The organism is Actinoplanes sp. NPDC048988 (assembly GCF_043197815.1).
In the GTDB taxonomy this organism is placed as follows: domain Bacteria; phylum Actinomycetota; class Actinomycetes; order Mycobacteriales; family Micromonosporaceae; genus Actinoplanes.
In genome coordinates this window covers 156,513-171,689 of record NZ_JBICTW010000008.1, presented here as the reverse complement: position 1 = coordinate 171,689, position 15,177 = coordinate 156,513, and the positions used below count along the sequence as shown (strand labels likewise).

Sequence of the window (15,177 nt, the reverse complement as noted above, 5' to 3'; positions counted from 1 at the left end):
AGCGGTGGACACTGTCCGGGTGCTGGCCATGGATGCCGTCGAGAAATCCGGCAACGGCCATCCCGGTACCGCGATGAGCCTCGCGCCGGCCGCATACCTGCTGTTCAACCGGGTCATGCGCCATGACCCCACCGATCCGCTCTGGGCCGGACGCGACCGCTTCGTGCTCTCCTGTGGGCACTCCAGTCTCACCCTCTACATTCAGCTCTACCTCAACGGCTTCGGTCTGGGCATCGACGACCTGGCCTCGCTGCGCCAGTGGGACTCGCTGACCCCCGGTCACCCCGAGTACGGGCACACCCCGGGCGTCGAGGTCACCACCGGCCCGCTCGGCCAGGGCATCGGCAACGCGGTGGGCATGGCGATGGCCGCCCGCCGCGAGCGCGGCCTGTTCGACCCCGAGACGCCCGCCGGTGACTCTCCGTTCGACCACAATGTGTACGTACTGTGCTCGGACGGCGACATCGAAGAGGGCGTCAGCCACGAGTCGAGCGCCATCGCCGGCGTGCAGAAGCTCGGCAACCTCACGGTGATCTACGACGACAACGAGATCTCCATCGAGGACGACACCCGCATCGCCAAGAACGAGGACGTCGGCGCCCGCTACGCCGCGTACGGCTGGCACGTGCAGCACGTCGACTGGCGCAAGGGCGACCCGTCGAAGGGCAGCGAGTACCACGAGGACGTCGAGGCGCTGCACAAGGCGATCCTCGAGGCCCAGAAGGTCACCGACAAGCCCTCCTTCATCGTGCTGCGCACGATCATCGGCTGGCCCGCGCCGAACAAGCAGAACACCGGCAAGATCCACGGCTCCGCGCTGGGCGCCGACGAGGTCGCCGCCACCAAGGAGATCCTCGGCTTCGACAAGAACGAGACGTTCGCGGTCGCCGAGGACGTGCTCGCGCACGCACGTCGGGTCGTCGAGCGGGGCCAGGCGGCGCACGCCGAGTGGAACACCAAGTTCGAGGCGTGGGCCAAGTCCAACCCCGAGGGCAAGGCGCTGTTCGACCGGCTCTCCGCGCACACCCTGCCCGAGGGCTGGGAGAAGGCGCTGCCCGAGTTCCCGGCCGACGCCAAGGGCCTGGCCACCCGCGCCGCCTCGCAGCAGGTGCTCAACGCCCTGGCTCCGGTGCTGCCCGAGCTCTGGGGCGGGTCGGCCGACCTCGCCGAGAGCAACAACACCACGATGAAGGGCGAGCCGTCCTTCATCCCGTCCGAGTACGCGACGAAGGCCTTCCCCGGTAACGAGTACGGCCGCACGCTGCACTTCGGCATCCGCGAGCACGGCATGGGCTCGGTCCTCAACGGCATCACCGCTCACGGCCGCACCCGCCCGTACGGCGGAACCTTCCTGGTCTTCAGCGACTACATGCGAGGCGCCGTCCGGCTCTCGGCGCTGATGAAGCTCCCGGTCATCTACGTGTGGACGCACGACTCGATCGGTCTCGGCGAGGACGGCCCGACCCACCAGCCGATCGAGACGCTGTCGGCGCTGCGCGCGATCGTCGGCCTCGACATCGTCCGCCCGGCCGACGCCAACGAGACGGCGTACGCCTGGCGCGGCGCCATCGAGCACAATGACCGGCCGACCGGCCTGGCCCTGTCCCGCCAGAACCTGCCGACCATCGACCGTACGAAGTACGCGTCGGCCGAGGGCACGCTCAAGGGCGGCTACATCCTGTCCGAGGCGACCGGCGGCGAGCCCAAGGTGATCCTCATCGGCACCGGCTCCGAGGTGTCGATCTGCCTGGCCGCGCAGGAGCGGCTCGAGGCCGAGGGCACCCCGACCCGGGTGGTATCGATGCCGTGCCTCGAGTGGTTCTACGAGCAGGACACGGCGTACCAGCAGCAGGTGCTGCCGCGTCGCGTCAAGGCCCGGGTGACGGTGGAAGCCGGCATCCGGCAGAGCTGGGACCGGATCCTGGGCGAGGCGGGCGAGCCCGTGAGCATCGAGCACTACGGTGCGAGCGCCCCCGCCAAGATCCTCTTCGAGCAGTTCGGGTTCACCGCGGACAACGTGGTGGCCAAGGCCAACGCCGCCCTGGCCAAGGTCGGCGAGATCACCGGTCACACGACCGGTAACTGAGGAGAAGTAGTTATGACCGACAGGCTGGCAGAGCTCAGCGCCCAGGGCGTGGCGGTGTGGCTCGACGACCTCTCCCGTCCCCGGTTGACCACCGGCTCGCTGAAGAAGTTGCTCGACGAGCAGCACGTGGTCGGCGTGACCACGAACCCGAGCATCTTCCAGAAGGCGCTCTCGGACGCGGACGCGTACGACGCGCAGCTGAAGGACCTGGCCGCGCAGCGGGTCACCGTCGAGGAGGCCGTACGCCTCATGACGGCCCGCGACGTGCGTGACGCGTGCGACGTGGAGCGCCCGGCGTACGACGCCTCCAACGGGCTCGACGGCCGCGTGTCCATCGAGGTCGACCCGCGCAAGGCGCACGAGACCGAGAGCACCGTGGCCGAGGCCAAGACCCTGTGGTGGCTGGTCGACCGCGAGAACCTCTTCATCAAGATCCCGGCGACCCTCGAGGGCCTGCCGGCGATCACCGCCACGCTCGCCGAGGGCATCAGCGTCAACGTGACCCTGATCTTCTCGCTCGAGCGCTACCGCGCGGTGATGGAGGCGTTCCTGGCCGGCGTCGAGCAGGCCAAGGCGAACGGGCACGACCTCAGCAAGATCGGCTCGGTGGCGTCGTTCTTCGTCTCCCGCGTGGACTCCGAGGTCGACAAGCGCCTCGACAAGATCGGCAGCGACGAGGCCAAGGCCCTCAAGGGCAAGGCCGCCATCGCCAACGCCCAGCTCGCGTACGAGGCGTACGAGGAGATCTTCGGCGGTGAGCGCTGGAAGGCGCTCGCGGCCGCCGGCGCCCAGCCGCAGCGTCCGCTGTGGGCGTCGACGTCGACGAAGAACCCCGAGTACAAGGACACCATCTACGTCGAGGAGCTGATCGCGCCCGGCACGGTGAACACCATGCCGGAGTCCGTGATCAAGGCCTACGCCGACCACGGCGAGACCCGCGGCAACACGATCTCGGGTCAGTACGACGCCGCCCGCAAGGTCTTCGCCGACCTCAAGGCCGTCGGCGTCGACTTCGACGACGTGGTCAAGGTCCTCGAGACCGAGGGCGTCGACAAGTTCGAGCAGAGCTGGAAGGAGCTGCTCGAGGGCGTCGACAAGTCGCTGAAGGCGGCCGCCTCCGGCTCGAAGAGCCCGAGCGACGCAGCCTGATCGATGAGGGGGTCCACCGCACGCGGTGGGCCCCCTCACCTCGTACCTGCTAAGACACCTGCACGACACCGAAAACTGGCAGGATGGATCACGTGGGCAATCCGCTGCGTACCGCACAGGACCGCAGGCTTCCCCGGATCCCGGAGCCCTGTGCTCTGGTGATCTTCGGAGTCACCGGTGACCTGTCTAGAAAGAAGCTCATCCCGGCCGTCTACGACCTGGCCAACCGAGGCCTGCTGCCGCCCGGTTTCGTGGTTCTGGGCTTCGCCCGCCGCGACTGGGGCGACGGCGACTTCGAGTCCCTGGCGTACGAGGCGGCGAAAAAGGGCGCCCGTACCCCGTGGCGCGAGGACGTCTGGCAGCGGCTGGCCAGCCAGTTCCAGTTCGTGCCGGGCTCGTTCGACGACGACGCCGCGTTCGACAACCTCGCCGAGACCCTCGACGACCTGCGCGAGCGCAACGGCATCCCGGGTAACGCCGCCTTCTACTTCTCGATCCCCCCGGCCGCGTTCCCGCTGGTGCTCAACCAGCTGGCCCGTACCGGCATGGCCGACAACGCCAAGTCCGGCGGATGGCGCCGGGTCGTGGTGGAGAAGCCGTTCGGCAGCGACCTGCAGAGCGCCATCGCGCTCAACCAGCTGGTCGACGAGGTCTTCACGCCGGGCGACGTGTACCGCATCGACCACTACCTCGGCAAGGAGACGGTCCAGAACATCCTGGCCCTCCGCTTCGCCAACAGCCTGTTCGAGCCGGTGTGGAACTCCAAGTACGTCGACTCGGTGCAGATCACGATGGCCGAGGACGTCGGCATCGGCACCCGCGCCGCGTTCTACGACGCCTCCGGCGCCGCCCGCGACGTGCTCCAGAACCACCTGCTCCAGCTGATGGCGCTGGTGGGCATGGAGGAACCGACCAGCTTCGACCCGCGCGACGTCAGCGCCGAGAAGCTGAAGTTCCTCAAGGCGATCAGCCTGCCGAAAGACATCTCCAAGGGTTCCGTACGCGGTCAGTACCTGCCGGGCTGGGTCGCCGGTGAACGGGCGGTCGGGTACTTGGAGGAGAAGAACATCCCGGCCAACTCGACGACCGAGACCTACGCGGCGGTACGGCTGGGCGTGCAGAACCGGCGCTGGGCCGAGGTTCCTTTCTACGTACGGGTCGGCAAGCGGATGCCGCGCCGGGTGACCGAGATCGCGATCCTGTTCAAGCGCGCCCCGCACCTGCCGTTCGACCCGGCCGACGTCGAGATGCTCGGCAACAACCAGCTGGTGATCCGCGTGCAGCCGGACGAGGGCGTGGTCCTCAAGTTCGGCTCCAAGGTGCCGGGCACCACGATGGAGGTCCGCGACATCGCGATGGACTTCCAGTACGGCGAGGCGTTCACCGAGTCCAGCCCCGAGGCGTACGAGCGCCTGGTCCTGGACGTGCTGGTCGGCGACCGGACCCTGTTCCCGGACGCCGCCGAGATCGAGCAGAGCTGGCAGGTCATCGACCCGCTGGAGGCCGCCTGGAAGGGCACGAAGCCGGAGCCGTACCGGGCCGGCGAGTGGGGCCCGCGGGCGTCCGACGAGATGCTGGCCCGCGAGGGCCGCGCGTGGAGGCGAGCATGATCGGGCTGTGGGACACCACCGGCAACGAGGTGGTGAAAGCGCTCGCCGCCGAGCGGCGCAGCGCCGGCGGTGTGGCGTCGGGCCTGGCCCTGACGCTGGTCGCCGTCGTCGAGGAGAAGAAGGTCCGCGAGGCCGAGGCCGCGGCCACGATCGCCGCCGCCGCGCACCCGTGCCGGCTGCTCATCGTGGTCCGCTCCGACCTGGAGGGTCGTAGCCGGCTGGACGCCGAGATCGTCGTGGGCGGGCGTCTCGGCCCGGCCGAGGCGGTCGTGATGCGGATGTACGGCCGTCTCGCGCTGCACGCCGAGTCGGTGGTCATGCCGCTGCTCGCGCCGGACGTCCCGGTGGTCACCTGGTGGCACCAGGAGCCGCCGGACACGATCGCCAACGACTTCCTCGGTGTGGTGGCCGACCGCCGGATCACCGACTGCGCCCAGGCGGCCGACCCGGTGGCCGCGCTGCGGCAGCGGGCGATCGACTACGCGCCCGGCGACACCGACCTGACCTGGACCCGCATCACCCTGTGGCGGACCCTGGTCGCGGGCGCGTTCGACACCACCGAGGCGCGGGTGGTCGGCGCGACCATCACCGCCCCGGAATCCGACCCGACGGCCGCGCTCATGCGGGGCTGGCTGCAGGCTCGCCTGGGCATCCACCCGGCGCTGCAGCACACCGACCGCTCCCCGCGGATGCACTCGGTGAGCCTGCAGTGCGAGAACGGCGACACGGTGACGGTGACCCGCGAGGAGAACACCGCGCTGTTCAGCCGGACCGGCCAGGAGGACCGCTACATGCCGCTGCCGAAGCGGCCGGTCGGCGACGAGCTGGCCGAGGAACTGCGCCGCCTGGACGCCGACCAGATCTACGCCGACGCGCTGGGCGCGATGGCCGGCGTGTCCGGCCTCGACCACAAGCCGCCGATGCGCGTGCACGTCTGGAAGGACCCGGCCCTGGCCGCCAAGGCGGAGTCCGAGGCCGGCGCGATGGCGGGCCCCGGCGGCTCGGCCGCGTAGTTTTCCCATTCGAGTGGGCCGCCTCCGTTCCCGGAAGGCGGCCCACGGCCTTTGACAGGAGTGACAGTGAGCAAGACCTTGGTCGTGGTGGTACCCGACGCCGACATCCTCGCGGCGACGGTGGCGTCCCGGCTCGTCGCCAAGATCGTGGACGCGCAGGCCGAGCGCGGTACGGCGAGCGTGGTGCTGACCGGTGGCCGGATCGCCGGCAAGGTGCTGCACACCCTGAAGGACCTGCCGGCCGCCGCCGCCATCGACTGGTCGCACGTGGACCTGTGGTGGGGTGACGAGCGTTTCCTGCCCGCGGGCGACCCCGACCGCAATGAGACCCAGGCCCGGGCCGCCCTGCTCGACGCGCTGCCGCTCGACCCGGCCCGGGTGCACGCCATGCCCGCCTCGGACGGTCCGGACGGCGACGACGCCGAGGCGGCGGCCGCCCGGTACGCGGGTGAGCTGCGCCTGGGCGGCGCCGACGTGCCGCCGATCGACGTGCTGATGCTCGGCGTGGGCGAGGACGGCCATGTGGCCTCGCTCTTCCCCGAGCACCCGGTGCTGAACGAGACCGGCACGACAGCGGCCGTACACAACAGCCCGAAGCCGCCGCCGACCCGGATCACCCTGACCATGCCGACGATCCAGAGCGCCGACGAGGTGTGGCTGATCGCCGCCGGGCCGGACAAGACCGAGTCGGTGGGCAAGGCGCTCAACGGCGACAAGCTGCTGCCGGCCGCGCACGCCACCGGCGTCTCGAGGACGTACTGGCTGCTCGACAAGGCCGCCGCGGCGAACGTGGCCGCCAAGAACTGAAAGATTGCCCGAAGGTGCGGCGCCGAGGGCAATCGGCGCCCACCTCGAGGCGTGAGCCAGGCCACGCGGTGGGTGAACCCTAGACTGCGGATCGTGCAGCCACACATCCGCGCCTACCGGCCCAGCGACCTCGACTCCGTCTACGACATCTGCGTCCGCACGGCCGACGCCGGTGGCGACGCCCGCGGGCAGAACAGCTCCGACCGGCTGGTCGGTGACATCTTCGCCGCGCCGTACGTCGTGCTGGAGCCGGAGCGGGCGTCCGTGCTGGACGACGGTGAGGGCACGGCGGTCGGGTACGTGCTGGGCACGAAGGACACCGCCGATTTCGTCAAGCGGTACCGCGAGGAGTGGCTGCCGGCGACCGAGGGCCGCTACGGCGACGATCCCCGCGACCAGACGTGGCTGAGCCTGCACCACAACCCGGAGCGCATGATCATTCCGGAGCTGGCCGATTACCCCGCCCACCTGCACATCGACCTGTTGCCGGAGTGGCAGGGCAAGGGTTTCGGCCGCGGTCTGATGGCGGCCTTCCTCGACGGTCTGCGCGCGGCCGGCGTGGACCGGGTGCATCTGGGGATGAACCCGGCCAACACCGGGGCGCGCGTCTTCTACGACCGGCTGGGCTTCACCGAGATCACGGTGCCCGGCGCCGAGAACGTGACCTACATGGGCCGTACGACGTCCTAGTTCCGGACGGGTCAGTCCCGGCCGCGGCGCTGGCGCACCTTGGCCAGCGCCTCTTCCAGGATCTTGGCGCCGTCCTCGTCGGAACGGCGCTCCTTGACGTACGCCAGATGCGATTTGTACGGCTCGGAGCGCAGCCGCCCGGGCGGGTTCTTCCCGTCCAGGCCGGCCGGCTGGCCGCAGCGCGGGCAGTCCCACGTCTCGGGCGGGGACGCCTCAGCGGCGAACAGGATGTCGCTGACGTGCCCGGCGGCGCAGAAGTAGGTCACCTCCCGGCGCGGTGCGGGCTCGGTGCGCTCGTCGGGGCGCATCGGGGACGAGCCGATTCGGCTGCCGCGGATGGCGCTGCCACTGGACACGACGTCACTCCTGACTCGGTGCGTGGACAAACCAAAACAAACGCCGCGCGCCCGGCAGAACCGGACGCGCGGCAGATTCTACGACTATCACGCTCCGTCAGGAAGCGTGGCTGGCCTTCTAACTGCCGGGCAGCGCCAGGCGCAGCCAGAGACCCATCCCGACGATGGCGGCAAACCAGATGACACCGACGAGCACGGTGTAGCGGTCGAGGTTCTTCTCCGCCACTGACGAACCCGCCAGGCTGGAGGTCACCCCGCCACCGAACATGCTCGACATGCCGCCGCCCTTGCCGCGGTGCAGCAGGATGAGCAGGGTCAGCAGAATGCTGGTGAGCACCAGCAACACGATCATCGTGTACGCGAACCACATCGGCATGGTCGGTTCGATTCCTCTCGAAGGGCACAGCAGCGGTCCAACAATAGCGTGTGCCCGGACACCTGAGGCGCCCGGGCACACGAGGAACTTCTCAGCGGGCTACGTGCTCCCGAAAGCGGGCGATCGACGCGAACTCCTCCGCGTCGAGGCTCGCGCCGCCGACCAGGGCACCGTCCACGTCCGGCTGGGCCATGATGGCCGCGATGTTCGCCGCCTTCACCGAGCCGCCGTACAGGATCCGGACCGCGTTGCCGACCTCTTCGCCGTACTTCTCGACGAGCCGCACCCGCAGGGCGCCGCAGACCTCCTGCGCGTCCTCCGGCGTCGCGGTCTTGCCGGTACCGATCGCCCAGACCGGCTCGTACGCGATGACGATCTGCTTGACCTGCTCCGGCTTGAGCCCGGCCAGGCCGGCGTCGAGCTGGTCGACGCAGTGCGGGCAGTGCCCGCCGGCCTCGCGGATGTTCAGGCCCTCGCCCACGCAGAGGATCGGCGTCAGGCCGCTCGCGAAGGCCGCCTTCACCTTCGCGTTGACGATGTCGTCGCCCTCGTTGTGGTACTCACGCCGCTCGGAGTGGCCGGCCAGCACGTACGTACAGCCGAGCTTCTCCAGCATCGAACCGGCGATCTCGCCGGTGTAGGCGCCGGACTTGTGCTGCGAGATGTCCTGCGCGCCGTACTCGATGAGCAGCTTGTCGCCGTCCACCGCGGTCTGCACGGTGCGCAGATCGGTGAACGGCGGCAGCACGGCCACCTCGACATCGGTGAGCTGCTGCTCGGACAGGCTCGCGGCCAGCTTCTGCACCAGCAGATTCGCCTCGAAGTGGTTGAGGTTCATCTTCCAGTTGCCGGCCATCAGCGGCCGGCGAGCTTCCGCAGTCACGTCACTTCTCCAGCGCTTCGATGCCGGGCAGGGTCTTGCCCTCGAGGTATTCCAGGGAGGCGCCGCCGCCCGTCGAGATGTGCCCGAAGGCGCTCTCGTCCAGGCCGAGGGTGCGCACGGCCGCGGCCGAGTCACCGCCGCCGACGACCGAGAAGCCGTCGATCTTGGTGATGGCCTCGGCGACGCCCCGGGTGCCGGCCGCGAACGGCGCGAGCTCGAAGACGCCCATCGGGCCGTTCCAGAACACGGTCTTGGCCGGGCCGATGGCGTCGGCGAACAGCGCCACCGACTCCGGGCCGATGTCGAGACCGAGCCGGTCGGCCGGGATCTCGGACACCGGGACCGTCACGTGGTCGGCGTCGGCCGAGAACTCGGTGGCCGCGACGACGTCGACCGGCAGGACGATCCGCCCGTCGGCCTGCGCGAGCAGGTCGGCGCAGGTCTGGACCATCTCGTCCTCGAGCAGCGACTTGCCGACCTCGTGGCCCTGGGCCTTGAGGAAGGTGAAGCACATGCCGCCGCCGACCAGCAGCTTGTCGACCTTCGGCAGCAGCGCCTTGATCACGGCGAGCTTGTCGGAGACCTTCGAGCCACCCAGGACCACGACGTACGGCTGCTCGGGGTTCTCGGTGACCTTCTTGAGCACCTCGACCTCGCGCAGCACGAGGCCGCCCGCGTAGTGCGGCAGGATCGCCGGCACGTCGTACACCGAAGCGTGCTTGCGGTGCACGGCGCCGAAGGCGTCGTCGACGTAGTAGTCGGCGAACGAGGCCAGCTGAGCGGCGAACGCGGCCCGGGCGGCCTCGTCCTTCGACGTCTCGCCCTCGTTGAACCGCAGGTTCTCCAGCAGGAGCACCTGGCCGTCCTGGAGCGCGTCGACCTTGGCCGACGCGTCGTCGCCGACGGTGTCGGACGCGAAGGCGACCGGCGCGCCGAGCAGCTCGCCGAGCCGCGTGGCGACCGGGGCGAGCGTGAACTTGGGGTCCGGGGCGCCCTTCGGGCGGCCCAGGTGCGAGACGACGATGACGCGAGCGCCGGCGTCACGCAGGGCGATCAGCGTCGGCAGAACCGCGCGGGCGCGGCCGTCGTCCGAGATAACGCCGGGGTGGGCCTTGTCGAACGGGACGTTCAGGTCGGCGCGCACGAGCACGCGCCGACCCGAGACACCCTCGCCGAGCAGGTCGTCGAGAGTCTTCAAGATCAGGCTCCGACGAGCTTGACCAGGTCGACGAGGCGGTTCGAGTAGCCCCACTCGTTGTCGTACCAGCCGACGACCTTGACCTGGTTGCCGCCGATGACCTTGGTGAGGCCGGCGTCGAAGATGCAGGAGGCCGGGTCGGTCACGATGTCCGAGGAGACGATCTCGTCCTCGGTGTAGACCAGGATGCCCTTGAGCGGGCCCTCGGCGGCGGCCTTGATCGCGGCGTTGACCTCCTCGACCGTGGTGTCACGGGCGGCGGTGAAGGTCAGGTCGGTGGCCGAGCCGGTGGGGATCGGCACCCGCAGCGCGAAGCCGTCGAGCTTGCCCTTGAGCTCCGGCAGCACCAGGCTGACGGCCTTGGCGGCGCCGGTCGAGGTCGGCACGATGTTCAGGGCGGCGGCGCGGGCGCGGCGCAGGTCCTTGTGCGGGCCGTCCTGCAGGTTCTGGTCCTGGGTGTACGCGTGGATCGTGGTCATCAGACCCTTCTCGATCCCGAGCGCGTCGTTGAGGACCTTCGCCATCGGGGCGAGGCAGTTGGTGGTGCAGGAAGCGTTCGAGATGATCGTGTGCTTCGCGCCGTCGTACAGGTTGTCGTTGACACCCATGACGATGGTGATGTCTTCGTTCTTGGCCGGGGCCGAGATGATGACCTTCTTGGCGCCCTGGTCGACGTGCGCCTTGGCCTTGGAGGCGTCGGTGAAGAAGCCGGTCGACTCGATGACGACGTCGGCGCCCAGGTCACCCCACGGCAGGTTGTTGGGGTCACGCTCGGCGAACGCCTTGAAGGTCTTGCCGTTCACGGTGATCTCGTCGGCGGTGGCCTTCACCTCGTACGGCAGGCGGCCGAGGATCGAGTCGTACTTGAGCAGGTGCGCCAGCGTCGCGTTGTCGGTCAGGTCGTTCACACCGACGATCTCGATGTCCGCGCCCGAGGCGAGAACCGCCCGGAAGAAGTTGCGGCCGATACGGCCGAAGCCGTTGATGCCAACCCGGATGGTCACAGGTGGATCTCCTCGTTTCGGTCCGCCGGATTTTGCGACCGGCGGAGGGTCTGCGTTGCCGACCGTTTCCCGGGCCGGCAAAGGGGCGTCCGGCCGCCGCGCCAGCAGGAGGAGGCGCCGCGACTGACGGGCGGCGCACAGCGCGGTCGGCCGAGCTGCCGGCACCGTCGCCGTCGGCTAAGACACTATCCGAGCCCCCTGAGCCCATCACGCAGGGGGCGCAACCCAACCGTGACTAAGCTCCCTCGTTAACCTGCGCTTCTCCCCAGCGAAAACAGCGAGGGGCCGCTCAGGCGACCCCTCGCTCACCGCTGGTCAGTTGGCCGCGCCGTCACCTCGGCGCTCAAGCAGCTGAAGAACCCTCGCCATGCCCGTCTTGAGCTCCGTGACGTCCGTCTTGAGCTCCGTGACGTCCGTCTTGAGCTCCGTAACGTCCGTCTTGAGCTCCGTAACGTCCGTCTTGAGCTCCGTAACGTCCGTCTTGAGCTGCGTGACGTCCGTCTTGAGGTCGGAGATCTTCGCCTTCTGATCCCCGTGGTGCCTGAGCTGATTCCGCTTGATCTCCTGGATGTCGGTCCACTGGCGGAATTGAGCCTCGGCCAGCTTTTCCAGATCGGCCTGCTGGTCGAGCTGCGTCACCCGCAGACTCTTCACCTCATCGAAAACATGGCGCACATCGGTGGAGAGCGCCCTGAGCTGCCCGGACTGCTCGAGCTGCGTCTTACGCAGCGCGTTCAGCTGTTGGACATGATGCCTCAGCGACGATTGATAGTCGCTCGCGTCCTGGCTCGCACCGGCTGCCAAGATTCTCACCTCCGCCGCGTCTTGCCGGATGTCCGTGATCTCATCTTCCACTGTTGCCACCCTCTGTGCGAGGGCCTCGTTGCCGCTCATGACGGGAGAGTCTTCCGGGTTTTCGAAGGCTTGTGTAAGAGGAAAAACGTGGTCGAAAACCCGGATGGCGCGAAGATGATCTGTTGACAAGGAGCATCTAGGCGTGGAGCAAGTCAGCAGGCCATCATCTCGGGGGTCACGGCGGCTTCGGTGTCGGGGATGCCCAGGTCGCGGGCGCGCTTGTCGGCGAGGGCGAGCAGACGCCTTATACGGCCGGCGATCGCGTCCTTGGTCAGTGGCGGGTCGGCCAGGGCGCCCAGTTCCTCCAGCGACGCCTGGCGGTGCTCCAGGCGGAGCTGGCCGGCCGAGGTGAGGTGGTTCGGGGCCTCGTCGGCCAGGATCTCCAGGGCGCGGGTGACCCGGGCCGCCGCCGCGACCGCGGCGCGGGCCGAGCGGCGCAGGTTGGCGTCGTCGAAGTTGGCCAGGCGGTTGGCGGTGGCGCGGACCTCGCGGCGGACCCGGCGCTCCTCCCAGGCCAGCACGCTCGCGTGGGCGCCGATGCGGGTCAGCAGGGCCGCGATGGCGTCACCGTCCTTGATGACGACCCGGTCGACGCCGCGCACCTCGCGCTCCTTGGCCGTGATGCCGATGCGGCGGGCCGCGCCGCGCAGCGCCAGCGCCGCCTCCGGGCCGGGGCAGGTGATCTCCAGGGCGCTGGAGCGGCCGGGCTCGGTCAGCGAGCCGTGCGCCATGAAGGCGCCCCGCCACGCGGCCACCGCGCAGCAGACGTTGGCCGACACCACGTGCGGCGGCAGGCCCCGGACGGGACGGCCGCGCACGTCGAGCAGGCCGGTCTGGCGGGCCAGCGCCTCGCCGTCCTTGACGATGCGGACGATGTAGTGGCTGCCCTTGCGCAGGCCGCCGGAGGCCAGCACGTGCACCTCGCTCGGGTAGCCGTACACGTCGGCGATCTCGCGCCGCAGCCGCCGCGCCACCGCGCCGGTGTCGAGCTCGGCCTCCACCACCACCCGGCCGGAGACGATGTGCAGGCCCCCGGCGAACCGCAGCAGGGCCGCCATCTCGGCCCGGCGGCAGCAGGGCTTGGGCACGTCGACCCGGCTCAGCTCGTCCTTGACCGCTGCCGTCATCGCCATTATGTGCTCACCTCATGCGCCGGATTTCCACCAAAACATGCCGTATTCGGCGTCTGCTTAACGAGCGGCGCCCAATACTGGCACCAGGGCAACGCCCAACGACTCAGGATCATGCCTGGCGCTGCCGTCCGCAACGGCCACGGGTGCCAGAATCAGCTGCGCACCCAGGGCCTCAGCGGCCCGGCGCACCGGTTCCGGCTCGCCCACCCACTTGCCGTCGGCGACCACCGCGTCGACCCGCAGGCCGGGCAGATACCAGTGCAGGGCGGCCACGTGGTCGGCCACCGACAGGCCGAGGGTCTCGTTGTCGGCGGCCAGGTTGAGCGTCACCAGCCGCCGGGCCGGGCTCGCCGTGATCGCCCGGGCCAGCCGGGGCACCATCAGGTGCGGCAGCACGCTCGTGTACCAGCTGCCGGGCCCGAAGATCAGCCAGTCGGCGGCCGCTATCGCGTCGATCACCGGGTCGCAGATCGGCGGGTCGGCGGGCTCCAGGCGTACGGCCTCGACGTGACCGCAGGTCACCGCGACCGCGTGCTGACCGCGGACCGTGACCACGTCGTCGGGCCGGGCCGGGTCGGCACCGCGCACGTCCGCCTCGATGCCGACCGCGTGGCGGGCCATCGGCAGCACCCGGCCGCGCGCGCCGACCATCGCCGCCGCGTGGTCGAGCGCCTGCACCGGATCGCCGAGCATCTCCATCAGCCCGAGCAGCAGCAGGTTGCCCACGGCGTGCCCGACGAGCGGGTCGGGACCCTCGCCACCGGCCGGGATCTCGGCGAAGCGGTACTGCAGGACGTCGGCCGTGCGCCGGGTGACCGGGGTGTCGTCGGCCAGCGCGGCCAGCGCCTGGCGCAGGTCGCCCGGGGGCAGCAGGGCGTCCCGCTCGGCCAGCAGCCGCCCGCTGGAGCCGCCGTCGTCGCCCACGGTGACCACGGCGGTGATGTCCAGCTCAAGCTCCTCGCTCGCCCGGCGCAGGCCGCGCAGTGAGGCGCTGAGGCCGTGACCGCCGCCGAACGCGACCACCTTGACCGGGCGGCGCGCCGTCACTCCCGCCCCAGATCGCGGTGGGACGAGTGGGCCGCGAGCCGCATGTCGCGCAGCTGGGCGGTGAGCTCCTCGGTGATGGCGACGCTGCGGTGCTTGCCGCCCGTGCAGCCGACGGCGACGGTCAGGTAGCGCTTGCCCTCGCGCTCGAAACCGGTGGCGGTGGCGGCGATCAGCGAGGCGTACGTCTTGACGAAGTCGCTCGCGCCCTCCTGGTCGAGGACGTACGTGCTGACCGATTCCTCCAGGCCGGTGTGGTCGCGCAGGGCCGGCACCCAGAACGGGTTGGGCAGGAACCGCGCGTCCATCACGTAGTCGGCGTCGGGGGGCAGGCCGTACTTGAAGCCGAAGGAGAGCACGGTGATCCGCAGCCGGCGCACGTCCTCGCCGCCGAACAGCTCCTCGACGCGGCGGCGGAGCTGGTTGACGTTGAGGTGGCTGGTGTCGATGATCACGTCGGCCTGCTCGCGGGCCTCGGCCAGCAGCTTGCGCTCGGCCGTGATGCCGTCGGCCAGGCGCCCGTCGCCCTGCAGCGGGTGCGAGCGGCGCACCGACTCGAACCGCCGGATGAGCACGTCGTCCTCGGCGTCGACGAAGACCACGCGCGGGTTGAAGCCGCGCTCGCGCAGATCGTGCACGGCCCCGGTCAGGTCGGTCGAGAAGGCCCGGCTGCGCACGTCGAGGACCATTGCCGTACGCCGCGCGGCGCCACCCGCCTGCACGGCGAGCTGGGCCATGTCGAGCATGAGGGCCTGCGGCAGATTGTCGACGACATAGAAGCCGACGTTCTCCAAGGCCCGGGCCACGGTACTGCGGCCACCGCCGGACACCCCGGTGACGATCACGAGATCGGTCGTCACTTCCTGGTCAACCCCATCAGAGTCCGCCACGTACTCCGGCATCGACTCCGTCACCACGCCTCCCGCGTCCGTGCCCGCGCCCGCGCCTGCGGCGGACACAACATCCTAGGCCG

The 15,177-nt window shown here is 70.0% G+C and carries 15 protein-coding genes; 6 read left to right on the top strand and 9 right to left on the bottom strand.

Annotation, left to right across the window (positions count from 1 at the left end; all coding sequences use genetic code 11):
* The first annotated feature begins 28 nt into the window (after positions 1 to 28).
* The 6 genes from tkt (at position 29) to ACGFJ7_RS25340 (ending at position 7,355) form a co-directional block, all read left to right on the top strand.
* Complete coding sequence (gene tkt, locus ACGFJ7_RS25365) at positions 29 to 2,086, top strand: transketolase (RefSeq protein WP_392644273.1); 2,058 nt, start codon at positions 29 to 31, stop codon at positions 2,084 to 2,086.
* Positions 2,087 to 2,098: 12 nt separating this feature from the next.
* A complete protein-coding gene (gene tal, locus ACGFJ7_RS25360) occupies positions 2,099 to 3,235 on the top strand; it encodes a transaldolase (protein ID WP_360259394.1) in 1,137 nt (378 codons plus the stop codon).
* Between the two features lie 92 nt (positions 3,236 to 3,327).
* Positions 3,328 to 4,845: a glucose-6-phosphate dehydrogenase gene (zwf, locus tag ACGFJ7_RS25355; RefSeq protein WP_360259519.1), complete on the top strand. Its 1,518-nt coding sequence runs from the start codon at positions 3,328 to 3,330 to the stop codon at positions 4,843 to 4,845.
* Positions 4,842 to 5,858 carry a glucose-6-phosphate dehydrogenase assembly protein OpcA gene (locus tag ACGFJ7_RS25350; protein ID WP_360259393.1) on the top strand — a complete coding sequence of 339 codons (1,017 nt, stop codon included), beginning with the start codon at positions 4,842 to 4,844 and terminating at the stop codon, positions 5,856 to 5,858. Before zwf ends, ACGFJ7_RS25350 begins: the two co-directional genes overlap by 4 nt.
* A gap of 66 nt (positions 5,859 to 5,924) precedes the next feature.
* On the top strand, positions 5,925 to 6,665 hold the full coding sequence (gene pgl, locus ACGFJ7_RS25345; protein WP_360259391.1) for a 6-phosphogluconolactonase: 741 nt from the start codon (positions 5,925 to 5,927) through the stop codon (positions 6,663 to 6,665).
* 93 nt (positions 6,666 to 6,758) lie between these two features.
* Complete coding sequence (locus ACGFJ7_RS25340; RefSeq protein WP_360259389.1) at positions 6,759 to 7,355, top strand: GNAT family N-acetyltransferase; 597 nt, start codon at positions 6,759 to 6,761, stop codon at positions 7,353 to 7,355.
* 11 nt (positions 7,356 to 7,366) lie between these two features.
* Here ACGFJ7_RS25340 and ACGFJ7_RS25335 read toward each other — a convergent pair whose 3' ends face one another.
* The 9 genes from ACGFJ7_RS25335 to rapZ all read right to left on the bottom strand — a co-directional run bounded on the left by ACGFJ7_RS25335 (position 7,367) and on the right by rapZ (position 15,106).
* Complete coding sequence (locus ACGFJ7_RS25335) at positions 7,367 to 7,711, bottom strand: RNA polymerase-binding protein RbpA (RefSeq protein ID WP_360259386.1); 345 nt, start codon at positions 7,709 to 7,711, stop codon at positions 7,367 to 7,369.
* A gap of 118 nt (positions 7,712 to 7,829) precedes the next feature.
* A complete protein-coding gene (gene secG, locus ACGFJ7_RS25330; RefSeq protein WP_360259383.1) occupies positions 7,830 to 8,087 on the bottom strand; it encodes a preprotein translocase subunit SecG in 258 nt (85 codons plus the stop codon).
* 91 nt (positions 8,088 to 8,178) lie between these two features.
* A complete protein-coding gene (tpiA, locus tag ACGFJ7_RS25325) occupies positions 8,179 to 8,943 on the bottom strand; it encodes a triose-phosphate isomerase (protein WP_360259517.1) in 765 nt (254 codons plus the stop codon).
* A gap of 28 nt (positions 8,944 to 8,971) precedes the next feature.
* A complete protein-coding gene (locus tag ACGFJ7_RS25320) occupies positions 8,972 to 10,174 on the bottom strand; it encodes a phosphoglycerate kinase (protein ID WP_392644271.1) in 1,203 nt (400 codons plus the stop codon).
* A complete protein-coding gene (gene gap, locus ACGFJ7_RS25315; protein ID WP_360259381.1) occupies positions 10,171 to 11,172 on the bottom strand; it encodes a type I glyceraldehyde-3-phosphate dehydrogenase in 1,002 nt (333 codons plus the stop codon). Before gap ends, ACGFJ7_RS25320 begins: the two co-directional genes overlap by 4 nt.
* 315 nt (positions 11,173 to 11,487) lie before the next feature.
* Entirely contained in the window at positions 11,488 to 12,066 is a 579-nt protein-coding gene (locus ACGFJ7_RS25310; RefSeq protein WP_392644123.1) for a hypothetical protein, read from the bottom strand.
* Positions 12,067 to 12,179: 113 nt separating this feature from the next.
* A complete protein-coding gene (whiA, locus tag ACGFJ7_RS25305; RefSeq protein ID WP_097322458.1) occupies positions 12,180 to 13,160 on the bottom strand; it encodes a DNA-binding protein WhiA in 981 nt (326 codons plus the stop codon).
* 57 nt (positions 13,161 to 13,217) lie between these two features.
* Positions 13,218 to 14,207, bottom strand: coding sequence for a uridine diphosphate-N-acetylglucosamine-binding protein YvcK (gene yvcK, locus ACGFJ7_RS25300; protein WP_360259376.1), 990 nt, complete (start codon positions 14,205 to 14,207; stop codon positions 13,218 to 13,220).
* The gene (gene rapZ / locus ACGFJ7_RS25295) at positions 14,204 to 15,106 is read right to left on the bottom strand and encodes an RNase adapter RapZ (protein ID WP_360259513.1); all 903 of its coding nucleotides are present in this window, start codon (positions 15,104 to 15,106) and stop codon (positions 14,204 to 14,206) included. Before rapZ ends, yvcK begins: the two co-directional genes overlap by 4 nt.
* Positions 15,107 to 15,177: the final 71 nt, after the last annotated feature.